The organism is Cedecea neteri, from assembly GCF_000758305.1.
Lineage (GTDB): Bacteria > Pseudomonadota > Gammaproteobacteria > Enterobacterales > Enterobacteriaceae > Cedecea > Cedecea neteri_C.
This window is the reverse complement of record NZ_CP009458.1, coordinates 3,056,919-3,080,647: the sequence shown is the minus strand read 5'-3', so window position 1 is coordinate 3,080,647 and position 23,729 is coordinate 3,056,919. Positions and strand designations below refer to the sequence as shown.

Genomic DNA, 23,729 nt, shown 5'->3' with positions numbered 1-23,729 from the left:
CGGGCTATGCTGTCTCAAGTTATTTACCTTCTGTTAACGATTGAGACGAATCTGAGTGACGCCACTTAGCGAGATGCCTACTATTTAACTCACGGTTATGAATCAACACGTTGATTTATAAACATCGAAATCCCCTGAGTGAAACAACGAATTGCTGTGTGTAGTCTTTGCCCATCTTGAAGATGGGCTTTTTTTTATTCTGATTTCGCAAAGTGATTGATAAGCGCCCCATGTAGAACCAGCGGAGCAACGGTCAGGTGGCTCTGCCCTTCTACCAGCGTAAAATCAACCCGAGTCGGGGCCTTAGCTATCAAGGCATTAGCCATTTCACGATTGCCGTCCACCATCGCTCTCTGCCCACGATGTTTTAATAGCGTGGCACGCTTCTCTTCCGACAGCCTGGCCTCCTGCGGCTGCAGCGACTGTTCATAACTTCCCACAGAGAGCGATAGCTGAGCATTTCCCTCATCAGGCCGCCAGTTTTTTGCCATTCGCAGCAGATAGCGGTCGTTCCACCACACCGAAGGGCTTGAGGCGTAATAATGCTGGAAAGCGCCCGGCGAGGTCGTAAACAGCCAGGTAGTGAAAAGTCCACCATAGGAATGACCAAACAGAGCCTGCCGCTGCGGATTAATTTTCCATTTCTTTTCGACCCAGGGCCGAAGCTCAGCGTCAATAAACTGCCAGAACTTCTGCGCTTCACCGGGTGTACCTGGCGGATAAGTGCCTCCCGCCGGATTAGGCTCCAGCACGACTTTATCCACCGCAGGGCGATAATCGCGCTCCCGACGGCTGTTTCCCGGGTAGTCAATCGCCACCACGACGCCCGGTGTTAACGGGCAGCGTTCGCAGGTCAGGCGCTGCATCAGCGACACCGCACCGGGGAAGACGGACTCGCCGTCCAGAAGATAAATCACCGGCCAGCCTTCTGACGGGGCTTCGCCCTCAGGCCAGGAAACCATAATTTTATATTCACCGTTTTCCGGCGAATGCAGATTGTGTACCAGCGTATTCGCCAGCGTGTAGGGCTTATCTTCGATGACCGCTGCCCCCGAGGGGGCAGCAAGTGCGATAAGCGCCATAAGCAGATAGCGCAAAAGTTCTCCTTACCAGCGATAGCTGACGGTGGCGGTTAAGGTGCGGCCAATGCCGTAGAAACAGGCCGAATCCGATGCACAGGATGCCACGTATTTTGTGTCCGCAAGGTTGTTGACGTTGAATTGCAAGGCTGCCCCTTTCAAATCAGGGCTAACTTCACCTAACTCGTAACGCAGCATAGCGTCATAGAGATCCACGGCCGCCACTTTAAAGGTATTTTTCGCATCGCCATAGCTGGTGCCGATGTAGCGAACCCCGACACCTGCCGTCAGGTTTTTCAGCATACCTTGTGGAACAGTGTAACTGCCCCACGCCGACGCCATATGCGTTGGAACACGAGCGGGGGTTTTTCCTTCGGTACCCGCCACCGTGGTGCTCACGGTTTCCGCATCCGTCCAGGTGTAAGACCCTATCAGGTTGAGGCTGTTAAACAGCGTGGAATGCACCTCCGCCTCCAGCCCTTTAGAACGGATCTCACCGGCGTTTTCGAACCAGCCCAGCGCGCTGTTATAGGTTCCAACGTTTGTCTGGCGAAGATCGAACAGCGCCAGTGTCATGAAGGTCTCTTTCAGCGGCTGATACTTCAGGCCCACTTCGGTCTGCTTGCCCAGGCTTGGGTCGAACGGCGCAGCGCCTGGCGCGCGGTTGGTCTGCAGGTTTGGTTCAAACGAGGTGCTGTAGCTGATATACGGCGACAGGCCGAAATCAAAGGCGTAAAGCAGCCCGGTACGCCAGGTGAATTTACTGTCATTCTGCTGCGTCGTTTTGCTTTTTAACCTGTCCGTCGTGCGCACTTCGGCCCAGTCGTAACGCCCGGAAAGCAGCAGTTGCCAGTTATTCCAGCTGAGCTGATCCTGCAGGTAGACGCCCGTCTGGTCGAGATTCTGCTGGTCGTCATTCACCGCGCTGAAGGTGCTTTCGTCCACATTGAGGCCATACGCCGGGTTCGGCCAGTACAGATCGTATTTCGCCCCGGTGCCCCGGCTGAGCTGCTGCCGGTCATGGTTAGACTTGTAATCCAGGCCGCCTAACAGCGTATGCCCCAACGCGCCGGTATCAAACTGCGCCTCAAGCTGGTTATCGATGCCAAACTCATCGGTATCACGCGTTTCTCGCTGCGCACGGCGCGAAAGTAACGTGTCGCTCTTCGAGGTGGAGTACACGAGGTAACGGTACTTTTGTTTGATACTGGCGTAACGGGCATTCTGGCGGAAGGTGAAGATATCGTTGAAGCTGTGCTCGAACTCATAGCCCACCATCGTTTGCTCACGCCACGACTGGTCGTAACTGGGATCGCTGACGTTAAAGTCCAGCGGGATATACCCCGCCGCGGTTTCCGTCACCAGGCCTGCGGCAGGCAGGAAATTACGATAGCCAGCCTTCGGATCTTTCTGGTAGCTGGTCAGCAAAGTAAAACGAGTTTGATCGTTGGGATACCAGGTCAGCGCCGGCGCAATCGCCATGCGCTGTTCTTTGTAATCAGCAACCTGGCTGTGCTGCGTGCGGGCAATCCCGTTTAAGCGATAAAGTACCCGATTATCGTCGCTTAGCGAGCCGCCAAAATCAAAAGCCCCCTCGGCCAGATGCTGGTTGCCTGAGCGGAACTGCAATTCATGTATCGCTTCCCTTGTCGGGCGCTTGCTGGTCATGCTGATAAGCCCGCCGGGGTTTACCTGGCCGAACAGCACGGACGCCGGGCCGCGCACCAGCTCCACTCGCTCAAGCAACCACGGGTCAAACGTCCCGGTCTGGGAAGACGCCGTCGCCCCATAGCTCAGTCCGTCGAGATACTTCGGCACATAGCTGAAGCCGCGCACAAACACCTCGTCGTTGCGGTTCGAACTGCCCCGATACTCCGTCAACACCCCGGCCGAGTAGCGTAAAGCCTGCGACACGGAGGTGACATCCTGCGCGTTCATTTGATCACGGGTAATCACCGAAACCGACTGCGGCGTTTTGAGCAAGTCAGCCGCAGTTTTCGTGGCAGATAACGTTTTGGTGGCCACCATTCCCTTAAGCGGCGCGGAAGGATCCTCACTAACCGAGCCGGTGACCACCAGAGTTTCCTCGCTGACCTGCCGCTCCTGCGCCTGAACGCCGTTTCCCATCCCCAGGGCACTGAATCCCATCAGCCAAAGGCCGCGGGTGACTTTATTATTTTTAAAGTGCATGACCGTAACATCCCATGTGATTAGGTGAATTAAGTTCGCCTTTCTCTCCTGTTACGTTTTGTCGTAAAACGCAACGACTTGCAATGTTATTGCAAATCAATCTCATTTGCATTAGCGTGTATGCACTTTTTTATCAGGAATGATAAGCACGATGAGAGCCGCGTGGAGCGCATTAATGTTGGGACTTTGTTCAGCGTCGGCGGTGGCCGCGACCTGTACTTTTACCGGCAGCCAGGGTGAGCAGGATGGGAAGTTCGACGCCAGCGGCGAAATCTGCTTTGGGCTTCCGGCACTGGGTGAAAACTACGCCAACGTCCGGTTGAGCGGTGTAACCGACGCCAGCCTGGTGGACAGCAAAGGCAGGCTCTGGCGCTCCCTGGTGGAAAACGGGCCGGTGGATGGCAAGCATAATCCGCTTTTTGCCCTGCCCGTCGGCCAGCCTTCTACGCTGGTGCTTCGCGGTGAACCCGGCAGGCGCTGGCTGTTCCGCTGGCAGATTCGTGAAACCGTCCCGCTCAAGCGTAACGACGAACAATCCCCGGAAAGTCCGGCGCTACTGGCGCTTGAGCAAGCGTTAAGCCACGGCGCAAGCACCGAAGCCTTCTGGCAGGAAAGACGTGAACAGGGGACGCCACTGATCGAGCCCATCGATGCCAGCCGCAAACGCGTGACGTTCCTGTGGCGCGGCGCACAGGGTAACGTGTTTGTGCTCGGTTCCCCGGCCGGCGACCATGACCCGATGTTCCGCCTCGGGCAGTCCGACGTTTGGTACCGCAGCTATGTAGTACCGGCGGATACGCTTATGCAGTACAAACTGGCCCCAGACGTTCCTCTTGTGGAAGGCACTGCGCGCGACCAGCGTCGGGCGATTCTGGTGTCGGCCCAGACCGACCCGCTCAACCCGCAAGTCAGCCCCGCAGGCAAAGGCGACCGCTGGAGTCGTTTCTCACTTTTGGACCTGACCACCCACCGCTATTTTACCCCGCAGGCCACCGCCGAGCCGATTCGGCAAGGCTCCCTGGTTCGCTATCAGGTAGAAAGCAAAAAGCTGGCAAACCGTCGGGAAGTCACCGTCTACCGGCCACGCGGCGGGCAGCCCGCCCGCTGGACGCTGATGCTGTTCGATGGCCGTATGTACCAGGACCGTTATCATCTTGCCAATGTGCTGGATGGCCTGATAGCCCGCCATGCCCTGCCGCCACTTAACGCCGTGTTTATCGACAGCCTCGACGGTGAGCGACGGGAAAAAGAGCTGCCGCCCAATGCCGATTTCGCCGATTTTATGGCCGAAGAGCTGGTGCCGTGGCTGCGCCGACAGGGCATCACCACTCCGGCACAAAAAACCATCGTGGCAGGCTCCAGCTACGGCGGCCTGGCTTCGGCCTGGGTGGCGCTGCGCCATCCAGAAGCGTTTGGCAACGTGCTGAGTTTGTCCGGCTCTTACTGGTGGTCACCCGAGGGCGAAGCGCCCGGCTGGTTAACCCGGCAGTATCAGGCGTCACCGCGCCTGCCAGTGCGTTTTTGGCTGCAGGCGGGGCGCTTTGAAAGCAAAGGCGCAGACGGCGGTATTTACCGCAACACGCAACAGCTTGAAGCTGTGCTGCGTGAAAAGGGCTATGAGGTGAGCTTTAATCCCTGGTCGAGCGGGCATGATTACGCCGCCTGGTGCGAGGCCATTATTACCGGCATGAAGGATTTGATTAGGCGGGGATAAGTGTCGGCCCGGTGCCCGCATAAAGCAGGCAGGCACCGGCCCGGATCCCTTCTCTTTGTTGAAGAGAAGGGTTAAACGTTACTTGTTCAGTTCGGCAAGGCTGAGCCAGGTTTGCACCACGGTGTCCGGGTTCAGGGACAGGCTGTCAATCCCCTCTTCCATCAGCCAGGCGGCAAAGTCTTCGTGATCGGACGGCCCCTGACCGCAAATCCCGACGTATTTGCCCTGCTTCTTCGCCGCTTTGATTGCCATCGACAGCAGCGCTTTCACCGCGTCGTTGCGCTCGTCAAACAGTTCAGACACCACGCCAGAGTCGCGATCCAGGCCCAGCGCAAGCTGCGTCATGTCGTTCGAGCCGATGGAGAAGCCGTCAAAGTACTGCAGGAACTCATCCGCCAGCAGGGCGTTGGACGGGATCTCACACATCATGATGATCTTCAGCCCGTTCTCACCGCGCTTCAGGCCCTGACGCTCCAGCTCCTCAACCACTGCTTTGGCCTGGGCAACGGTACGCACAAACGGCACCATCACTTCGACGTTGGTCAGGCCCATTTCGTTACGTACGCGCTTCATGGCCGCGCATTCCAGCGCGAAGCAATCGCGGAAGCTGTCCGCCACGTAGCGACCGGCGCCACGGAAGCCCAGCATTGGGTTCTCTTCTTCCGGCTCATAACGCTCGCCGCCCACCAGGTTGGCGTATTCGTTAGATTTGAAGTCAGACAGGCGGACGATCACGCGCTTCGGCCAGAACGCCGCGCCCAGGGTCGCGATCCCTTCGGTCAGGCGGCCCACGTAGAACTCAACCGGGTCGTCATAGCCTTTCATCATCGTGCGGATTTCCGCCTGCAGCGCGGGCTCCTGCTGGTCGAACTCCAGCAGCGCACGCGGGTGCACGCCAATCATGCGGTTAATGATAAATTCCAGACGCGCCAGGCCAACGCCTTCGTTCGGCAGGCAGGCGAAGTCAAACGCACGATCCGGGTTGCCGACGTTCATCATAATTTTCAGCGGCAGATCCGGCATGGCATCTACCGTAGAGCTTTTCACGGTGAAGTCGAGGATCTCCGCGTAAACGTAGCCGGTGTCGCCCTCGGCACAGGAAACGGTCACGTTCTGGCCGTCTTTCATGCGCTCGGTGGCATCGCCGCAGCCTACAACGGCTGGAATACCAAGCTCACGCGCGATAATTGCCGCGTGGCAGGTACGTCCGCCACGGTTGGTGACGATCGCCGCCGCTTTTTTCATGATCGGTTCCCAGTCCGGGTCGGTCATGTCGGTGACCAGCACGTCGCCCGGCTGGATGCGGTTCATTTCGCTGATGTCGTGGATCACTTTTACCGGGCCAGCGCCGATGCGGTGCCCAATCGCGCGGCCTTCCGCCACGATCTGCCCCTGCGCATGCAGCTGGTAGCGTTCCATTACCTGGCCCTGAGAACGCACGGTTTCCGGGCGAGCCTGAACGATGAACAGCTTGCCGGTGTGGCCATCTTTGGCCCACTCGATATCCATCGGGCGGCCATAATGCTTTTCGATTTGTACAGCTTGTTTAGCCAGTTCCTGAATCTCTTCCTGAGTAATACAGAAACGGTCACGGTCAGCTTCCGGCACGTCTTCAATTCGTACCTGCTTGCCGTGTTCCTGAGTTGGGGCATAAACCATGCGGATCTTTTTCGAGCCCATGGTACGGCGAACGATGGCCGGATTGCCTGCCTCAAGCGTTGGCTTATGGACGTAGAATTCATCCGGGTTTACGGCGCCCTGCACAACCATTTCACCCAGGCCCCACGCGGCGGTGATAAACACCACCTGGTCGAAACCGGACTCGGTATCAATGGAGAACATGACCCCGGAAGAAGCAAGGTCGGAGCGCACCATGCGCTGAACACCAGCCGAGAGCGCCACGCCACGATGGTCGTAGCCCTGATGCACACGGTAGGAAATTGCACGGTCGTTAAACAGCGAGGCGAAAACGTGTTTCACCGCCACCAGCACGGCATCATAGCCCTGCACGTTGAGGAAGGTTTCTTGTTGCCCGGCAAAGGAAGCGTCCGGCATATCTTCCGCAGTGGCAGAAGAACGCACCGCAAAAGAGGCTTCGGCATCATCGGAGGAAAGCGTTTGGTAGGCTTCACGAATGGCATGCTCCAGCTCAGGCTGGAAAGGTGTGTCAATAATCCACTGGCGAATCTGCGCTCCGGCTTTCGCCAGCTCGCTCACATCGTCAATGTCGGTTTTATCCAGCAGCTCGTAGATACGCTGGTTCACGCCGCTCTGGTCGAGAAACAGGTTAAACGCCTCGGCGGTGGTCGCAAAACCGTTCGGGACGGAAACACCCACGCCCGAAAGATTGGTAATCATTTCACCCAGGGAGGCATTTTTGCCTCCGACCCTGTCTACATCATTCATGCCGAGTTGGTTATACCAAAGCACCAGCGGTGACGAGCCGTTATTGGACATCGAAACAATCCTTTTTTAAATGAATGGGTACAAGAAACACCAGACTTCGTATTTAGCTTTGCATATTCTTAGGGGGGAATGAAACCAGTGAATCGTTCAAGCAAAATAAAATATGACATTTTCGGATAGATCCGCTCATTTCATAAACCATTGATTATCATATAATCCTCACAATGATAATGGGTATAGTATTGATTTGAATATATTTCCGATGGTTAATTAAATTTAAAAACGCTATTTCACTTTTTAAATTAAGATTAGCGCTACTCGGAATCCCTTGTTTTACTTTATGCTTTAGGGAAACCGGTTCCCCGTTCAGGAATAAAAATGGATAATTTAGTCGATCGTCAGGTATTTTGTATTTCCGATGGCACTGCCATTACCGCTGAAGTACTTGGTCACGCGGTGATGTCACAATTCCCGGTATCTATCAACAGTATTACGCTGCCGTTTGTTGAGAATGAAAGCCGTGCAAAAGCGGTAAAAGAGCAGATTGACGCGATTTATCAGCAAACCGGGGTGCGCCCGCTGGTATTTTATTCCATCGTGCTGCCCAATATCCGCGACATCATTATGCAGAGCGAAGGCTTTTGCCAGGACATCGTGCAAACGCTGGTTGCGCCGCTGCAGCAGGAGCTAAAGCTGGATCCGACTCCCGTAGCCCACAGAACGCATGGCCTTAACCCAGGCAACCTGACGAAATACGACGCCCGTATTGCCGCCATTGATTACACGCTGGCGCACGACGACGGGATTTCGATGCGCAATCTCGATCAGGCGCAGGTCATTTTGCTGGGCGTGTCACGCTGTGGCAAAACCCCGACCAGCCTCTACCTCGCGATGCAGTTTGGCATTCGCGCCGCGAACTACCCTTTTATTGCCGATGATATGGACAACATTCAGCTTCCTGCGGTGCTTAAACCGCTGCAGCACAAGCTTTTTGGCCTGACCATCAACCCTGAGCGCCTGGCCGCCATTCGAGAGGAACGCCGTGAAAACAGCCGCTATGCCTCTCTCCGCCAGTGCCGTCTGGAAGTCGCCGAAGTGGAAGCCCTGTTCCGTAAAAACCAGATTCGCTACCTCAACAGTACCAACTACTCTGTTGAAGAGATGGCGACCAAAATTCTCGACATTATGGGACTGAATCGCCGCATGTACTAAGAAACTAGTACAAAAGACCAGGCGTGTATGCTAGGGTGTACAGACTGCGGTGGGGCAATCCTTTCGCCAAAGCAGGCCGGATGTTGAAATCGGTCAGCTTTGGTTTATTGTGATCCCCATCACTTCCCGGTAAATCTGCCGCAGAGAAGACAAAATTTCTGAGACACCCAATGAACAAAACAGATGAATTGCGAACCGCGCGCATCGACAGCCTGGTGACACCGGCTGAGTTAACCGAGCGCTTCCCGGTTTCCGCTGAGGTTGCCCAGCACGTTACCGCCGCCCGACGCCGGATAGAAAAGATCCTGACCGGCGAAGACAAACGCCTGCTGGTGATCGTCGGCCCTTGCTCGATCCACGATCTTGACGCCGCGATGGACTATGCTCGCCGCCTCAAAACGCTGCGTGAAAAACATCAGGATCGCCTTGAGATCATGATGCGCACCTATTTCGAAAAACCGCGCACCGTGGTTGGCTGGAAAGGGTTAATTTCCGATCCTGATCTGAACGGCAGCTACCGCATTAACTATGGCCTCGAACAGGCCCGCCGCCTGCTGCTGCAGGTCAACGAACTGGGTGTCCCTACCGCGACAGAATTCCTGGATATGGTGACCGGGCAGTATATCGCCGACCTGATTAGCTGGGGCGCGATTGGCGCACGCACGACCGAAAGCCAGATCCACCGCGAAATGGCGTCCGCACTCTCCTGCCCGGTCGGCTTTAAAAATGGCACCGATGGCAATACCCGCATAGCAGTGGACGCCATTCGCGCCGCGCGTGCCAGCCACATGTTCCTCTCCCCGGATAAACAAGGGCAGATGACGATTTACCAGACCAGCGGTAACCCTTACGGCCATATTATTATGCGCGGCGGCAAGCAGCCGAATTACCACGCGGAAGACATTGCTGCCGCCTGCGACACGCTGAGCGCGTTTGACTTGCCTGAACATCTGGTGATTGATTTCAGCCACGGAAACTGCCAGAAGCAGCACCGCCGCCAGTTGGATGTTTGCGAGGATGTTTGCACGCAAATTCGCAATGGTTCTCGGGCAATTGCCGGGATCATGGCGGAAAGCTTCCTGAAAGAAGGGACGCAGCAAATCGTTGCCGGCCAGCCCCTGACTTACGGGCAGTCGATCACCGATCCTTGCCTTAACTGGGAAGATACGGAAACGCTGGTCGCTATGCTGTCGCAGGCTACTGACCGACGCTTCTAATTCAGGCTACCGGCGGGAACGGAATAACCCGCCGGATATCATAGCATTACGCCTCACGACAACTCGCCCGCCAGGAAATTCCCTGATTCACACAATTATTACAAATAATGCTTGCTGCTGATTCGGCTTTTTCTGATAATGATTCTCATTGTTACACTGATTGTCATTTGTAAACAGAGTGAAGCGTATGGACAAACCATTCACCCCCGCCCGCCCGCAGCCCGCGACAGAGCCTCGTCAGGTGGACAGCAAAGCGCTGCTCGGCGTTGAAGGCCGCGTTGTTATCGTCCATGAAGGGCAGCAATATCTGTTACGCCAGACTCAGGCCGGGAAACTGATCCTGACCAAATAAATTAAACAAACCGTTCCCCAAATCCAAAAAGGGGAAATTAGCCAGCCACCCAGGTCATCCCCAGGCAGCCAGCGCTTTCGAAATTCCTTAGGAGAGTTGCGCTATGCCTTGCACCAACACAGCAGGTTTTCGTCTGTCTGTACTCACGTTAGCCGTATTTACCGCCCTGCCCGCTTTCGCGAAAGACGAGCAAATGACCGTGGTTGCCACCGGTAACCAACGCAGCACTTTCGAAGCCCCGATGATGGTGAGCGTTATCGACGCAAATTCACCGGAGAGCCAGACGTCCACTTCCGCCGCTGACATGCTGCGTAAAGTACCGGGGATCACCATCGACGGCACCGGACGTACCAATGGCCAGGACATCAATATGCGTGGTTACGATCGCCGCGGCGTGCTGACTCTGGTCGATGGCATTCGTCAGGGCACCGACACCGGCCACCTGAACAGCACCTTCCTCGATCCTGCGCTGATTAAACGTATTGAAGTGGTACGTGGCCCGGCAGCTCTGCTGTACGGCAGCGGTGCGCTGGGCGGCGTTATTTCCTATGAAACCGCCGATGCGGCCGATCTGTTATTTGACGGCCAAAACAGCGGCTTCCGCGTCTTCGGCACCGGCGGTACCGGCGACCACAGCATCGGCATGGGTGCCAGCGCCTTCGGACGCACCGATAATCTGGACGGCGTTGTCGCCTGGTCCAGCCGCGATCGCGGTAATCTGCGCCAGAGCAACGGCGAAACCGCGCCTAATGACGAGAACATCGGTAACCTGCTGACCAAAGGCACCTGGTATATCGATTCGGCTCAGTCGCTGTCCGGCTCCCTGCGTTACTACAATAATAATGCCCAGGAACCGAAAAACCCGCAGACGCCGGATGCCTCCGCCTCCAGCAACCCGATGACCAATCGCTCTACCATTCAGCGCGACGCGCAGCTGAAATACCACCTTGGCCCGCAGGACAACGACTGGCTGAACGCCACCGCAACTGCCTACTGGTCTGAAGCTCGTATCAACGCCGAAACCCCGAATCAGGGCGGTGAATTCCGTAAACAGACGACCAAAGGCGGCAAGCTCGAAAACCGCAGCCGCCTGTTTAGCGACAGCTTCGCGGCCAACCTGCTGACCTACGGCAGCGAATATTACCGTCAGGAGCAGGCTCCTGGTGGCCTGACGACCGGCTTCCCACAGGCGAAAATCAACTTTGGTTCCGGCTGGCTGCAGGATGAAATCACCCTGCGCGACCTGCCGATTTCTATCCTGGCCGGGACGCGCTATGACAACTACAGCGGTAGCAGCCAGGGCTATAAAGACGTGGATGCCGACAAGTGGTCATCACGCGGGGCGGTTTCCGTCACGCCAACCGACTGGCTGATGCTGTTTGGTTCCTATGCACAGGCGTTCCGTGCGCCGACCATGGGCGAGATGTACAACGACTCCAAGCACTTCTCTATCGGCACTCGTTACACCAACTATTGGGTACCAAACCCGAACCTGCGTCCGGAAACCAATGAAACGCAGGAATACGGCTTCGGTCTGCGCTTCGACAATCTGGCGATGGCTAACGACGGCCTGGAATTCAAAGCCAGCTATTTCGATACCAAAGCGAAAGATTACATCTCTACCACCGTGGACTTCGCCAAAGCGACCACCATGTCCTATAACGTGCCAAAAGCCAAAATTTGGGGCTGGGACGTAACCGCGAAGTACACCGCCGATCTGTTCAGCCTGGATACCGCCTATAACCGCACTCGCGGTAAAGATGAAGATACCGGCGAGTACATTTCCAGCCTGAACCCGGACACCGTCACCACCACCCTGGACATCCCTGTGTCACACAGCGGCTTCTCTGTGGGCTGGGTCGGCACCTTCGCCGAGCGTTCCACCCACATCAGCAGCTCCTATGCACAGCAGCCGGGCTACGCGGTCAGTGATTTTTATGTCAGCTATAAAGGGCAGCAGCAGCTGCGGGGTTTAACCACCACGCTGGTGTTTGGCAACGCCTTCGATAAAGAGTACTGGTCACCGCAGGGTCTCCCGCAGGATGGCCGTAACGGTAAAATTTTCGTGAGCTATCAATGGTAAAGGAGTTATTCATGAGTCAGCGTTACGACAGCTGGATCCAGCTTAAGCAAGAACACCCGAAAAAATATGCCCGGGATATCGCCAAACTGATGCAAATCAGTGAAGCGGAACTGACCCATGCCCGCGTCGGACACGACGCATGGCGCCTGAATGGTGATGTGAAAGAGATCTTCGCCGCGCTGGAAGCCGTGGGCGAAACCAAGTGTATCTGCCGCAACGAATATGCCGTTCACGAGCAGGTAGGCCGCTTTGAGAACCAGCACCTGAACGGCCACGCCGGGCTGGTGCTGAACCCACGCGCGCTGGATTTGCGTTTGTTCCTGAACCAGTGGGCAAGCGTGTTCCACGTCCGTGAAGAGACTGCACGCGGTGAGCGCCAAAGCATTCAATTCTTTGACCATCAGGGTGACGCACTGCTGAAGGTGTACACCACCGACAACACCCATGTTGAAGCCTGGAGCGAAGTCCTGACCCGCTTCATCCACACCGACAACCCGGCGCTAGAGATCAAAGCCGCTGAAGAAGCGGTGATGACCCCAACCGTCGAAGCCGACAAAGTGGATGCTGAATGGCGCGCGATGACCGACGTGCACCAGTTCTTCCAGTTGCTGAAACGCCACCAGCTGACTCGTCAGCAGGCTTTCCGCCTGGTGAAAGACGATCTGGCCTGCCGCGTAGACAACGAAGCGCTTTCCCAGTTACTGAACCAGGCGAAAGAAGACGGCAACGAGATCATGATTTTCGTCGGCAACCGCGGCTGCGTGCAGATCTTCACCGGTGAAATCCGCAAAGTGGTGCCGATGGAAAACTGGGTCAACGTTTTCAACCCGGAATTCACCCTGCACCTGATGGGCGACACCATCGCCGAAAGCTGGGTAACCCGCAAACCAACCGCCGACGGCCACGTGACCAGCCTTGAGTTGTTCGCCGCCGACGGCACGCAAATTGCCCAGCTGTACGGCCAGCGCACTGAAGGCCAGCCTGAGCAAGAGCAGTGGCGCCTGCAAATTGAAGCGCTGATCGGCAAAGGGTTAGCGGCATGAAACGCCTGCTACTCGCCATCCTCGCCCTGCCATTAATGGCAGGTGCGGCAGAGCGCGTGGTAACCATCGGTGGCGATGTCACCGAGATTGCCTGGGCTCTGGGTGCGGGTCAGGATGTGGTGGCTCGTGATAGCACGAGCCTCCATCCCGATGCCGTGAAAAAACTGCCGGATGTGGGCTATCTGCGCCAGCTTAATGCCGAGGGCATTCTCGCCATGCGCCCGTCGCTGGTGCTGGCCAGCGCTCAGGCTCAGCCTTCCATGGCACTGAAGCAGGTTGAGGCCAGCAAAGTGAAGGTTGTTACCGTCCCGGCGGAAAATACTCTCGAGAGCATTGATGCCAAAGTGGCTGCTGTAGCTACCGCTCTGGGTAAAACGGCGGAAGGCGACAAGCTTCGCAAAACGCTTCATGACCAGTTAGCAGCAATTCCGGCCAAACCGTTAGGCAAAAAAGTGCTGTTCATTATGAGCCACGGCGGTATGACCGCCATGGCTGCCGGGCAGGAAACCGCCGCAGATGCTGCGATTCATGCCGCCGGGCTGGACAATGCCATGCAGGGCTTCAAGCGCTACCAGCCTCTGTCCCAGGAAGGCGTGATCGCCAGCAAACCTGATCTGATCCTGGTCACCACCGATGGGGTGAAAACCCTCGGCGGGGAAGCTAACGTCTGGGCGTTACCAGGGCTTGCACAAACGCCAGCCGGGAAAAATAAGCAGCTGATGGTCGTCGATGACATGGCGCTGCTCGGTTTTGGGATTGATACCCCACAAACGATCCTCGCCCTGCGCAAAAAAGCGGAGCAACTGCCGTGATACGCCGACCTCTGCCTCACCATGCCCTGTGTCTGATGGGGCTGGTTCTGCTGGCAATGGCGCTTATTGCCGCTAATCTCGGCGCCATGCGGCTGTCCGTGGCCGTGCTGTGGCAGACGCATGACGAGGCGTTGCGCGACATCTGGCTTAACATCCGCTTGCCACGGGTGCTGCTGGCGGCGCTGATCGGCGGCGCTCTGGCGCTGTCGGGCTGCGTGATGCAGGGGTTGTTCCGTAACCCGCTTGCCGACCCGGGTCTGCTTGGGATCAGCAGCGGGGCCGCGCTGGCGGTGGGTCTGTCGATTGTCATGCCGCTGGCTCTGCCGGCGGTTTTGGCGCTTTATGTCCCTATGCTGGCGGCGTTTGTCGGCAGCCTGGCGGTGACGCTGGCGATTTTCCTGCTTAGCAGGAAAGGCACCAACAGTTTGTCTCGTCTGCTGCTGGTGGGCATCGCCATCAATGCGCTGTGCGGCGCGGCGGTTGGCGTGCTGTCGTGGATAAGCAATGACGCTCAACTGCGCCAGCTCTCTTTATGGGGGATGGGTAGCCTGGGCCAGGCACAATGGTCAACGCTGCTTGCCACCGCGTCGCTAATTCTTCCCGCAAGCGTGGGCATCTGGCTGCTTTCAAAGCGCCTGAACCTGCTCCAGCTTGGCGATGAAGAGGCACATTACCTGGGCGTGGATGTCAAAACAACGCAGCGGCATTTGCTAATCCTGAGCGCCTTGTTGGTTGCCGCTGCGGTGGCCATCAGCGGCGTTATCGGCTTCGTTGGTCTGGTGGTTCCGCATCTGGTGCGCATGTGGCTTGGATCCGATCATCGCTGGCTGGTGCCCGGCTCCGTGCTGGCCGGTGCCATGTTGCTGTTAGTAGCCGATACGCTGGCGCGAACGATTGTCGCGCCAGCAGAAATGCCGGTGGGCCTGTTGACCAGCCTGATAGGCGGCCCCTGGTTCCTGGCGATGATCTTTCGCAGCAAGGAGAGCGCGAGATGAATGAAGTTCTGTCCACGCACGATATTTCACTGAAGCTGGGCCATCGTTATCTGATTGATAACGTCAATGTCAGCCTGAAGCCGGGTGAAGTTGTGGCGCTGATTGGCCCAAACGGCGCGGGCAAATCCACGCTGTTGCGGCTGTTAACCGGGTTTCAACAGCCTGACAGCGGGCACGTTTCCCTGGCGGGCCAGGATTTAAATCAGTGGTCCAACGAAGCGCTTTCCCGCAAACGCGCGGTGATGCGCCAGCAAAGCAGCATGGCATTTAGCTGGACGGTAGAAGATGTGATTGCCATGGGTCGCGCACCCTGGCCACAGGCGTCAACGGCCAGCGTCGTGGCGGAAGTCATGGCGCTGACCGGGTGTGAAGATCTTAGCGGCAGAGATTTTTGCCGCTTATCCGGCGGTGAGCAGCAGCGGGTGCAGCTTGCCCGGGCGCTGGCGCAGCTCTGGTGCGACGGACAACCTCACGGCTGGCTGTTTCTGGATGAGCCTACGTCGGCGCTGGATCTCTACCACCAGCAACACGTGCTTCGCCTGCTGCGCCGCCTGGCGCAGCAGGGAACGCTGTCGGTGTGCGTTGTGCTGCATGATTTAAATCTGGCGGCACTCTGGGCCGACCGTATCGTGCTGTTGCATAAAGGCAGGCTGGTGGCGAACGGCACGCCTGATGAAGTACTGGAAGAGCAAACGTTACAGCGCTGGTACCAGGCCGATCTGCGGGTGTTCCGACATCCGGAACACCCGGTTCCTCAGGTAGGCCTGCGCCAGTGATCAGCTTGAGCAACTGACTTCCAGCCGTTTTCCCCAGTCCGGTGGACGTTGCGTCATTTCGTCCTCACGATCGGAGAACGGCTGGAGCAGCGCCTCGTGGAGTTTCGCCAGTTCACGAGTATCGCCCTGCTCCGCGGCTTCGATTGCCCGCTGCGCCAGCCAGTTGCGTAACACCAGTGCCGGGTTCACCGCCTGCATTTTCTGCTGGCGTTCTGCGTCACTCACCTGCTCCGCCTGAAGCCGTTCACGATAGCGCCCGAACCAGGCATCAAAACTTGCCCTGTCGATAAACTCATCCCGCAGCGGCGACGCCGCGCTGAGCTGCTCCGTCACGCTCAGCATACGGAAGGTGCGCGTGTAATCACTGCCTTCTTTGCTCATCAGGGCGAAGAGCTCACTCAGGATTTGGTTATCGGCCTGCTGTTCGGTAAACAGTCCCAGTTTGGCGCGCATCCGCTGGCCAAAAGCGCGCATGATGGCCGGCTGGTAGCCGTCCAGAATCGCGTTCAGCTTGTCGGCACTGATAAACGGTGACAGCGTCTGCGCCAGGCGCTGCAGGTTCCAGAGCCCCACCGCGGGCTGATTGTCGAAGGCATACCGGCCCTGGTAGTCGGAATGGTTGCAGATAAACTCAGGCTGGTAGTCGTCGAGGAAGCCGTACGGGCCGTAGTCCATGGTCAGGCCAAGAATCGACATATTGTCGGTATTCATTACCCCGTGGGCAAAGCCTGCCGTTTGCCAGCTTGCAATTAGCCCAGCGGTACGCGCCACCACGTCGCTGAACCACAGCTCATAGCGTTCTTCAAGCCCCTGCAAATGCGGCCAGTGGTGACGAATGGCGTAATCGGCAAGCTGCTGGACTTTTTCCGGCTCGCGGCGATAGTAGAAATGCTCAAAATGCCCGAAACGCAGATGGCTTTCGGACACCCGCAGCAGCATTGCCCCCTGCTCAACCGTTTCACGCTGTACCGGCGTATCGCTGGTGACTATCGTTAATGCTCGCGTCGTCGGGATGCCTAAAGCATGCATGGCTTCGCTGGCGAGAAATTCCCGAATCGTGGAACGCAGCACGGCCCGGCCATCGCCCATGCGTGAGTATGGCGTCAAGCCAGCACCTTTGAGGTGCCAGTCAACCTTGCGTCCGTCCGCCAGTTGCTGCTCGCCCAGCAAAATACCCCGCCCGTCTCCCAACTGCCCGGCCCAAACGCCGAACTGGTGCCCGCTATAAACCTGGGCGAGTGGCTGCATGCCGGGCAGTAGCGTTTCGCCACTCCAGATCCCCTGCTGCGGTGCGGCAAAAAACGAGGCGTTAATCCCCAGATCATCAGCCAGCGGCTGGCTGTGATAAAGCAGCCGGGCATTTTTCAGCGGCGTGGGGGTTAATTCGCTGTAGAACCCCGGCAGCTCATCGTGCCAGGTATTCAGAAAAGCTAAAGTATTGGTCATGGTTCCTCCGCCCGACAGTGTAGCCCCAGTAATGCATTTTAAACACGGTCGCGCAGCAGGGGCTTTAGTGAACCAGACCTTCATGAGGGGGGAAAAGTGAGGCCAGTTCCTCCGGCGGCACCAGCGGCCAGAGTTTACCCTGCATAGCGGCAAAGCCCAAACCCTGCACTTTACGCCGTGCGCTGGCGGAGTCTATCCCGGCAATCAGCAAAGCCTGACAATACGGTGAAACCTGCCCAAGAATGGCGAGCATAAAGGGCGAGAACGTGCGGCCCGGAAGCTGTTTCTGAACAAAAAAGCGGTCCAGAATCACATGCCGAAACAGCCCATCAAAAATAGATTTTGTGGTGGCATGGCCTGCACCAAAGTCAGCCAGACCGAGTGAGAAACGTTCAGCCAGCCAGGCCAGTCTTAAATTCGTTTTACCGCTATTTAAATCAGGAAAGCTTTCACCGATCGTTAATTCAATAAACGGCAAAGCCTTTAGCCGGATAAATAAATCCTGATTGCTAATTAACGCGTCAATAATAGTTTCATTAATATGAACCCAGACAACAAGTTGCCGGGTGATAAAGAAATTCTGATGTTCTTCTATTTGTGTTAATTTTTCTCTAAACAGTTCGAGGTGCTGTTCCGGCACAAGATGAGGAATTAACAATTCGGTTGGAATACGAACTGGCGCGCTGGCCCCCACGAAGTTTGCTACGATTTCGACGCCCAAAATGCTATCGTCCGGCCTGACGACGGGGCGATAGTAAAGGTGAGAACAATAAACACTATCAAGTGAAACAATCATTTTGCCAGCCCTGTAGATTTCTGGTTGGACGGCAGAGAGATACAGCGCCAATCCGAAAATAGTCGGATAGCAGCTATCGCTGTGAATTTCACACTCATCCCTGAAACGTTTAAGCTTTATGTTTTAATAACTTTTAGCTTATCCTGGATATCCGTACATAGCCAGTTTTTAACGTAAATTCCGAACGGAATCACGAGCAATGATGCAAGGTAAAAAAGATTCATTCTCACAATGCTCATTCAGTAATTTACGCGTCGCGTAGCGGGCCATATCACCAATTGGGAAATAAACGCTGGTTAACGCCGGGCGAACAAATGCCGCACGATCGCCACTGTCATAACAAATAAGGGATATATCCAGAGGAATGCGTAACCCCCGCTCGGTAATGGCCAGCATCGCCCCAACGGCCATCTCTTCGTTACAGCAATAAAGGGCGCTGATTTTATATTCATCCAGCAAGGCCGAGGTTTGCCGATAGCCGCTGGGCATATCGTACTCCCCTTCCACCACCGCAACCGGAGTAATCCCCTGCTCTTCCATGGCATCGAGAAAGCCCTGACGCCGTAAAAGACTTGAGGCACGCTGAGTTGGGCCATGCAGGCAGGCTATTGCCAGATGGCCCGCATCCAGCAAATAGCGGGTGGCCATGTGGCTAGCCAGGCGATGATCGAAGACCACGCAGCGTGCGCTTAATGCGGGCACGTCTCTGTCGAGCACGATAAACCGGTTACCGCGTTCCGCCAGTTGAATCAAGGTTTCGTCGGCAATGGCGCGGACATGGAGGATCAGCCCATCGCAGCGCAAGTTGTAGAGTCGCTGAATAGCATTGCGCTCGTTCTCTTCTACGCCACGCCCCTGCGTCACCAGGAGCTGTTTCCCGTTGGATTCCGCTTCGCTTTGCACCGTATCCATCAGCGCCCCGAAGAAACCCCCGGTGTATGACGTGGTCACCAGGCCAATGGAATGGCTCTGGCTTGACGCCAGCGCTCTGGCTGCAGGATTGGGGGAGTAGCCAAGTTCAGCAATCGCGGCCTCCACTTTAATGCGGGTTTGTGATTTAACCTTAGTGTCGCCATTCACCACGCGGGATACGGTGGCGCGGGAGACGCCGGCGTGGGCAGCAACATCTTCGAGGGTGACCATGAAACAATCCTTAGCGGGAAAAGCACAATGCCTCCCGATATTACCTGATATTGCCAATACCGTTGACGTTGCCCGCAGATTTGCGGGAACGGTCACGGTTTTTCAACTTAGGTAAAATCAGAAAAGGCTATATACGGCGGGCTTGCCAGAATTTTTTACGCCAGTAGACGTTATCCAGAGAGGAACGCATTACGCCGCGGCTGGTGGACGCGTGAATGAACGTGTTGTCGGTATCATAAATGCCAACGTGCAGGCCGCTTTCACCCGAGCCGGTTTTGAAGAATACAAGGTCACCCGGCAGCAGCTCGTCTTTGTCAATTTTTGTCCCGATTTCTGCCTGCTCGCTGGTCATCCGCGGCAGCATCAGGTCAAACTTATCGCGGAAGGTCATCAACACGAAGCCGGAGCAGTCCACGCCGCGTCGACTCATGCCGCCGTAGGTGTACGGTGTACCATGCCAGCTGCGGAGCTGATCGTTTAGCTGAGCGATAACGGTAATGGAATCGGAAAGCCTGGCGTTCGGATGAGGGGCATTATGACTACACCCCACCAACACTATGCATGCCACTGCAATAAGCCACAAACGCATTTTCAGACAACTCCCGGTCTTGCTGTTTCCAGTAATTTAGCCTGTCGCCCGGAATTATTGCAAGCTTTCCACGATGTTATAACGGGCTTATCAGCATACTGTGCCCTTCGATACGCAATAACCGAAACGGCATTTGATAGGCAGCCTCTAAGTTTTTCGGCGTTAACACTTCATCCCTGGCACCCTGAGCAACCATTTTGCCTTCACGCAGAAGCCATACCTTGTGGGCATGACGCAGGCTGTGGTTCAAATCATGACTGCTCATCACTATCGCGATGCCGGCTTCACAAAATGCGTGCAGAAGACGATCCAGCGCGGCCTGCTGGGCCACATCGAGGCTATTCATCGGCTCATCCAACAGCAAAAGTTGCCCTTCTGGATTGACCGAGGGATCAACCTGTAGCAGCACGGCCGCAAGACGAACACGCTGCCATTCACCACCGGAAAGCTGGTTGACCGCTCTGGTCAGTTTGTCTGAGAGCCAAAGCGACTCCGCCAGGCACAGCATTGCCGCTTCGGATTCAGGCGAGGATTGATGCAGTTGCAGGTAATGCCAGACAGGCATCGCAAACGGAGGAAGCTGGTGCTGGTTTAGCCAGGCCCGACGCCGGGAAAGCTCGGCAGGCAACCAGCCGTCAAGCGGTTGCTGATTAAACAAAAGGCTGCCTTGCCCGGCGCTTAATCCTGCCATCCGCGTGAGCAGCGTACTCTTGCCTGCCCCGTTTGGCCCGACAAGATGGATAAGTTCCCCGGGCTCCACCGCCGCAGATATCGGCCCAACCCGACCCGCGACGGTGACGCCTGTCAGCTGCAGCAGGGACAAATTATTTCGCCAAAGCCTGTTTAATGGCGTCCAGCACCACAGGATCTTCCGGCGTCATGTCCGGTGAGAAACGCTGAATCACTTTGCCATCACGGCCAATCAGGAATTTTTCGAAGTTCCACAGGATGTCGTCAGGGTAAAGCGGGCCACGCCCTTTGCTGCTCATTCGCTCCAGGAAACCACTACCTTCCGGGGCAACAGCGGCCGGACGCGCGTCAATCAGCTTTTGATAAAACGGATGGCGGTGCTCGCCGTTGACATCGATTTTGCTGAACAGCGGGAACGTCACGCCATAGGTGGTGCTGCAGAAGGTTTTGATCTCTTCGCTGCTGCCCGGCTCTTGCCCCAGGAACTGGTTGCATGGGAAGCCGAGCACGCTGAACCCCTGGGCTTCAAAGTCTTTTTGCAGGTTTTCCAGTTGCTCATATTGCGGCGTCAGGCCGCATTTAGACGCGACGTTCACCACCAGCAGCACTTTTCCCTGCCAGCTCTCCAGCGTGGTGTTTTCGCCGTCAATGGTAGTGACTTCGGTATTCAGAACATTGCTTTGCATATCATCCTCTTCCTCTGTGAGCCGAATTAACGTCCGGCTTTCAATAATAGCCAGATAAACACCGGCGCGCCGAGCGTAGCGGTGACTACGCCAATGGGCAGCTCGGCAGAGCTTAGCGCAAGCCTTGCCACCACATCCGCACCAGTTAAGACCGCGGCCCCTGCCAGCGCGCTGGCAGGCAGCAAAACGCGATGATCGGTTAACCCGGCAAGCCTCAGCATGTGTGGGATAACCAGACCGACAAATCCAATCGCGCCGGCAAGCGCGACGCTCACACCAACCAGCCAGCCGGTCACTACAACCAAAATATTGCGCCAAAGCCAGACGGAAAGCCCCAGCTGCCGAGCTGAGTTTTCACCCAGCGCCATCAGGTTGAGCGGCGCATGCTGCCGACACAGCCAGACCACTACCGGCAGCAGCGTCAGCATCAGCCAGCTCTGCCGCCAGTCCACGCCGCCAAAACCGCCCATCATCCAGTACATCAACTGACGCAAGTCGAGGCTGGAGCTAAAGTAGACCGCCCAGGTCATCAGGGCGCTACAAATAATGCCGAGCGCGACACCTGCAAGTAATAGACGACTGGTAGAGAGATGACGACGGGAAAAACGTAACAGAATAAGAGTGATCGCTAAGGCACCGAGAATGGCACACAGCCCCAGCGCCCAACCTGGCAGCATCCCCTGCCCGAGCAGCAGAGCGATAACCAGCGCGACGCCAGCGCCATTGGAAACGCCCAGTAAACCGGGTTCTGCCAGAGGATTTTCAAACAGCGACTGCATAACCGTGCCGGTCACGGCCAGCGCTGCACCCACCAGCAGGACCGCAAGCGTTCGCGGCAAGCGGATTTGCCAGATGAAGAGCTTAGCTTCGTCACTCCACCAGGAAAGAGGTGAAAACCAGACATCCCCGGCGCACAGGCTCAGGACAAGCATAGCCACCGTGGCAAAAACCAGGGCTGTTAGCCAGTGTCGCTCAAAGCGGCGTTGTCTGGTTACAAAATTCAGCATTCCGTAAAGGCTCCCCCTGCCCGTTTATGCGCCTGATTTTACGGGGAGTTCGCCGAAGAGAACAAGCAAAGAAAAGACCGTAATAGCACGCTTGTCCCGAATGACTCTTATGCCGGTCGTTTCCGCGTAAACTGCTGCTCCAGCATTGAGCTTCCCCATTGCTCACCCTGCCATTGCCGGGTTAGTTCAAATCCCATCGATTCATAAAGATGGCGAGCCGCATTCAGGCCGCTAAAAGTCCACAGCTGCACGGCGGAAAACCCATACTCATCGCAAAAGCGCATGGCTTCGTGTAATAGCGCCCGCCCGATACCGCTGCCACGGCACTCATCGTCGAGAATAAACCAGCGCAAATGGGCTTCGTGATTGCCCAGATCCTCGCCATCGATGGATACAGAGCCTACTATTTTGCCATTGCGGAACACCACCCAGATGCGGTTACACGAGCGATCCAACCGCCCTGAAAACTCCGCCAGCCCGGCGGCGACTTTCCCCTCAAAAAAATGGCCAAAGCCATAGTGCTTTGAGTAATAGTTAGCGTGCATTTCCGCCACGCGGCCAATTACACCCGGCTGGTATCCCGTCATTATCTCGAAGTTTTTTCTTCCCTTGTCGCCCGTCAACTCACCGCGACAGGCTTTCAGCGCCTGAGCATAGTTGAACAAGCCATCCGCTACAGATTGCTGTGCCTGAGCATTCAGGTGCACCAGCGCCTTCTCTACGCGCATTCTGCCGTATCGGTGGATTTCCCTGACCGTTTGTTTACCCTGGGGAGTCAACTGGAGCCGCCTGGCTCTGGCATCTTCGTCTGAAACGCTCTCGAACAGTTCTCCCGCCTTTCGCAGTTTGCCTATCATTCGGCTGACGCTCGACTTCTCCAGGCTAAGCACCTGAACCAGATCGGCGGCAGTGACGTTCTCCCGTGAATCAATTTCCAGCAAAGCATGAACCGCAGAAGCCGAGTAGTTCGTCGCGGCAAGCGTTGAGTTCAGGAAACCAAGCTCGCGCACAACCTGGCGCGACGAGGCGCGAATAGATTCGATAAGGGTGCTGTCAGACATAATCGATACCGTTAAAATATGGTTGTACAATACAACCATTTGGCGAGAATGTTTGTCAAGCGTATGTCGTTAAGCAATAGAGCTTAAAAGAAAAAGGCCGCGAATGCGGCCTTTTTTGTTAACTCAGGTTACTCGTCTTTTGGCGACGCGTTTTCAACCCGACTTTTTAGCTTCTGACCAGGTCGGAAGGTCACCACACGGCGCGCCGTAATGGGAATATCTTCACCGGTCTTCGGGTTGCGCCCGGGACGTTGGTTTTTATCGCGTAAGTCAAAATTACCAAAGCCCGAGAGTTTAACCTGCTCACCGTTTTCCAGAGCGCGACGGATCTCTTCGAAAAACAGCTCTACCAGCTCTTTGGCATCTCGTTTGCTAAGCCCAAGCTTATCAAACAGATATTCTGACATTTCAGCTTTTGTAAGCGCCATACGT

General features: G+C 56.2%; 21 protein-coding genes and 1 other RNA gene. 10 read left to right on the top strand and 12 right to left on the bottom strand.

Features of this window, described 5'->3' with window-relative positions:
* Positions 1 to 91 precede the first annotated feature (91 nt).
* Positions 92 to 198, top strand: an RNA gene (gene rprA, locus LH23_RS23500) — antisense sRNA RprA.
* Here the strand turns inward: rprA and LH23_RS14495 are convergent.
* Positions 195 to 1,097, bottom strand: coding sequence for an alpha/beta hydrolase (locus LH23_RS14495; RefSeq protein ID WP_052050244.1), 903 nt, complete (start codon positions 1,095 to 1,097; stop codon positions 195 to 197). The genes rprA and LH23_RS14495 overlap by 4 nt on opposite strands.
* 9 nt (positions 1,098 to 1,106) lie before the next feature.
* Positions 1,107 to 3,269 (bottom strand): TonB-dependent siderophore receptor, encoded by a 2,163-nt coding sequence (locus LH23_RS14490; protein ID WP_039292424.1) that lies wholly within the window; start codon positions 3,267 to 3,269, stop codon positions 1,107 to 1,109.
* Between the two features lie 151 nt (positions 3,270 to 3,420).
* Between LH23_RS14490 and LH23_RS14485 the strand changes: the two genes are divergently transcribed.
* Positions 3,421 to 4,983: an alpha/beta hydrolase-fold protein gene (locus LH23_RS14485; RefSeq protein ID WP_039292420.1), complete on the top strand. Its 1,563-nt coding sequence runs from the start codon at positions 3,421 to 3,423 to the stop codon at positions 4,981 to 4,983.
* Positions 4,984 to 5,061: 78 nt separating this feature from the next.
* On the opposite strand, the gene ppsA is transcribed toward LH23_RS14485, so the two are convergent.
* On the bottom strand, positions 5,062 to 7,440 hold the full coding sequence (gene ppsA / locus LH23_RS14480; RefSeq protein WP_039292417.1) for a phosphoenolpyruvate synthase: 2,379 nt from the start codon (positions 7,438 to 7,440) through the stop codon (positions 5,062 to 5,064).
* Between the two features lie 327 nt (positions 7,441 to 7,767).
* On the opposite strand from ppsA, the gene LH23_RS14475 reads away from it, so the two are divergent.
* From LH23_RS14475 to LH23_RS14440, 8 genes are all read left to right on the top strand, one after another.
* Positions 7,768 to 8,601: a pyruvate, water dikinase regulatory protein gene (locus LH23_RS14475; RefSeq protein ID WP_008456534.1), complete on the top strand. Its 834-nt coding sequence runs from the start codon at positions 7,768 to 7,770 to the stop codon at positions 8,599 to 8,601.
* A gap of 170 nt (positions 8,602 to 8,771) precedes the next feature.
* The gene (aroH, locus tag LH23_RS14470; RefSeq protein WP_039292413.1) at positions 8,772 to 9,818 is read left to right on the top strand and encodes a 3-deoxy-7-phosphoheptulonate synthase AroH; all 1,047 of its coding nucleotides are present in this window, start codon (positions 8,772 to 8,774) and stop codon (positions 9,816 to 9,818) included.
* A 187-nt stretch (positions 9,819 to 10,005) separates the two neighbouring features.
* Positions 10,006 to 10,170, top strand: a complete 165-nt coding sequence (gene hemP, locus LH23_RS14465; RefSeq protein WP_039292411.1) for a hemin uptake protein HemP — start codon at positions 10,006 to 10,008, stop codon at positions 10,168 to 10,170.
* Positions 10,171 to 10,273: 103 nt separating this feature from the next.
* Positions 10,274 to 12,253 carry a TonB-dependent hemoglobin/transferrin/lactoferrin family receptor gene (locus LH23_RS14460; protein ID WP_039292410.1) on the top strand — a complete coding sequence of 660 codons (1,980 nt, stop codon included), beginning with the start codon at positions 10,274 to 10,276 and terminating at the stop codon, positions 12,251 to 12,253.
* 11 nt (positions 12,254 to 12,264) lie between these two features.
* Positions 12,265 to 13,296 carry a hemin-degrading factor gene (locus tag LH23_RS14455; RefSeq protein ID WP_039292409.1) on the top strand — a complete coding sequence of 344 codons (1,032 nt, stop codon included), beginning with the start codon at positions 12,265 to 12,267 and terminating at the stop codon, positions 13,294 to 13,296.
* Entirely contained in the window at positions 13,293 to 14,108 is an 816-nt protein-coding gene (locus LH23_RS14450) for a heme/hemin ABC transporter substrate-binding protein (protein ID WP_039292408.1), read from the top strand. Before LH23_RS14455 ends, LH23_RS14450 begins: the two co-directional genes overlap by 4 nt.
* A gap of 35 nt (positions 14,109 to 14,143) precedes the next feature.
* Positions 14,144 to 15,103 carry a FecCD family ABC transporter permease gene (locus tag LH23_RS14445; protein WP_039296715.1) on the top strand — a complete coding sequence of 320 codons (960 nt, stop codon included), beginning with the start codon at positions 14,144 to 14,146 and terminating at the stop codon, positions 15,101 to 15,103.
* On the top strand, positions 15,100 to 15,879 hold the full coding sequence (locus tag LH23_RS14440; RefSeq protein ID WP_039292406.1) for a heme ABC transporter ATP-binding protein: 780 nt from the start codon (positions 15,100 to 15,102) through the stop codon (positions 15,877 to 15,879). The genes LH23_RS14445 and LH23_RS14440 overlap by 4 nt, the downstream gene beginning before the upstream one ends.
* Here the strand turns inward: LH23_RS14440 and selO are convergent, their stop codons facing one another.
* From selO to ihfA, 9 genes are all read right to left on the bottom strand, one after another.
* Positions 15,880 to 17,325, bottom strand: coding sequence for a protein adenylyltransferase SelO (selO, locus tag LH23_RS14435; RefSeq protein WP_039292402.1), 1,446 nt, complete (start codon positions 17,323 to 17,325; stop codon positions 15,880 to 15,882).
* Positions 17,326 to 17,389: 64 nt separating this feature from the next.
* A complete protein-coding gene (locus LH23_RS14430) occupies positions 17,390 to 18,172 on the bottom strand; it encodes an EAL domain-containing protein (RefSeq protein WP_156108041.1) in 783 nt (260 codons plus the stop codon).
* A gap of 117 nt (positions 18,173 to 18,289) precedes the next feature.
* Positions 18,290 to 19,264 carry a LacI family DNA-binding transcriptional regulator gene (locus LH23_RS14425; protein WP_039292399.1) on the bottom strand — a complete coding sequence of 325 codons (975 nt, stop codon included), beginning with the start codon at positions 19,262 to 19,264 and terminating at the stop codon, positions 18,290 to 18,292.
* Positions 19,265 to 19,391: 127 nt separating this feature from the next.
* Positions 19,392 to 19,853, bottom strand: a complete 462-nt coding sequence (locus LH23_RS14420; RefSeq protein WP_039292396.1) for a C40 family peptidase — start codon at positions 19,851 to 19,853, stop codon at positions 19,392 to 19,394.
* 76 nt (positions 19,854 to 19,929) lie between these two features.
* Positions 19,930 to 20,676 (bottom strand): vitamin B12 ABC transporter ATP-binding protein BtuD, encoded by a 747-nt coding sequence (btuD, locus tag LH23_RS14415; protein ID WP_039292395.1) that lies wholly within the window; start codon positions 20,674 to 20,676, stop codon positions 19,930 to 19,932.
* A gap of 1 nt (position 20,677) precedes the next feature.
* Complete coding sequence (locus tag LH23_RS14410; RefSeq protein ID WP_039292394.1) at positions 20,678 to 21,229, bottom strand: glutathione peroxidase; 552 nt, start codon at positions 21,227 to 21,229, stop codon at positions 20,678 to 20,680.
* Positions 21,230 to 21,255: 26 nt separating this feature from the next.
* Complete coding sequence (gene btuC / locus LH23_RS14405; RefSeq protein WP_039292391.1) at positions 21,256 to 22,236, bottom strand: vitamin B12 ABC transporter permease BtuC; 981 nt, start codon at positions 22,234 to 22,236, stop codon at positions 21,256 to 21,258.
* Between the two features lie 107 nt (positions 22,237 to 22,343).
* Positions 22,344 to 23,297 carry a bifunctional helix-turn-helix transcriptional regulator/GNAT family N-acetyltransferase gene (locus LH23_RS14400; RefSeq protein ID WP_039292389.1) on the bottom strand — a complete coding sequence of 318 codons (954 nt, stop codon included), beginning with the start codon at positions 23,295 to 23,297 and terminating at the stop codon, positions 22,344 to 22,346.
* A gap of 128 nt (positions 23,298 to 23,425) precedes the next feature.
* The gene (gene ihfA / locus LH23_RS14395; protein ID WP_001229265.1) at positions 23,426 to 23,725 is read right to left on the bottom strand and encodes an integration host factor subunit alpha; all 300 of its coding nucleotides are present in this window, start codon (positions 23,723 to 23,725) and stop codon (positions 23,426 to 23,428) included.
* Positions 23,726 to 23,729: the final 4 nt, after the last annotated feature.

Bases quoted from the DNA above. Each gene is read 5' to 3' on its own strand.
- LH23_RS14490 (WP_039292424.1), bottom strand. From the start codon at position 3,269: ATGCACTTTAAAAATAATAAAGTCACCCGCGGCCTTTGGCTGATGGGA.
- LH23_RS14485 (WP_039292420.1), top strand. From the start codon at position 3,421: ATGAGAGCCGCGTGGAGCGCATTAATGTTGGGACTTTGTTCAGCGTCG.
- ppsA (WP_039292417.1), bottom strand. From the start codon at position 7,440: ATGTCCAATAACGGCTCGTCACCGCTGGTGCTTTGGTATAACCAACTC.
- LH23_RS14475 (WP_008456534.1), top strand. From the start codon at position 7,768: ATGGATAATTTAGTCGATCGTCAGGTATTTTGTATTTCCGATGGCACT.
- aroH (WP_039292413.1), top strand. From the start codon at position 8,772: ATGAACAAAACAGATGAATTGCGAACCGCGCGCATCGACAGCCTGGTG.
- hemP (WP_039292411.1), top strand. From the start codon at position 10,006: ATGGACAAACCATTCACCCCCGCCCGCCCGCAGCCCGCGACAGAGCCT.
- LH23_RS14460 (WP_039292410.1), top strand. From the start codon at position 10,274: ATGCCTTGCACCAACACAGCAGGTTTTCGTCTGTCTGTACTCACGTTA.
- LH23_RS14455 (WP_039292409.1), top strand. From the start codon at position 12,265: ATGAGTCAGCGTTACGACAGCTGGATCCAGCTTAAGCAAGAACACCCG.
- LH23_RS14450 (WP_039292408.1), top strand. From the start codon at position 13,293: ATGAAACGCCTGCTACTCGCCATCCTCGCCCTGCCATTAATGGCAGGT.
- LH23_RS14445 (WP_039296715.1), top strand. From the start codon at position 14,144: ATGGGGCTGGTTCTGCTGGCAATGGCGCTTATTGCCGCTAATCTCGGC.
- LH23_RS14440 (WP_039292406.1), top strand. From the start codon at position 15,100: ATGAATGAAGTTCTGTCCACGCACGATATTTCACTGAAGCTGGGCCAT.
- selO (WP_039292402.1), bottom strand. From the start codon at position 17,325: ATGACCAATACTTTAGCTTTTCTGAATACCTGGCACGATGAGCTGCCG.
- LH23_RS14425 (WP_039292399.1), bottom strand. From the start codon at position 19,264: ATGGTCACCCTCGAAGATGTTGCTGCCCACGCCGGCGTCTCCCGCGCC.
- LH23_RS14420 (WP_039292396.1), bottom strand. From the start codon at position 19,853: ATGCGTTTGTGGCTTATTGCAGTGGCATGCATAGTGTTGGTGGGGTGT.
- LH23_RS14410 (WP_039292394.1), bottom strand. From the start codon at position 21,229: ATGCAAAGCAATGTTCTGAATACCGAAGTCACTACCATTGACGGCGAA.
- btuC (WP_039292391.1), bottom strand. From the start codon at position 22,236: ATGCTGAATTTTGTAACCAGACAACGCCGCTTTGAGCGACACTGGCTA.
- LH23_RS14400 (WP_039292389.1), bottom strand. From the start codon at position 23,297: ATGTCTGACAGCACCCTTATCGAATCTATTCGCGCCTCGTCGCGCCAG.
- ihfA (WP_001229265.1), bottom strand. From the start codon at position 23,725: ATGGCGCTTACAAAAGCTGAAATGTCAGAATATCTGTTTGATAAGCTT.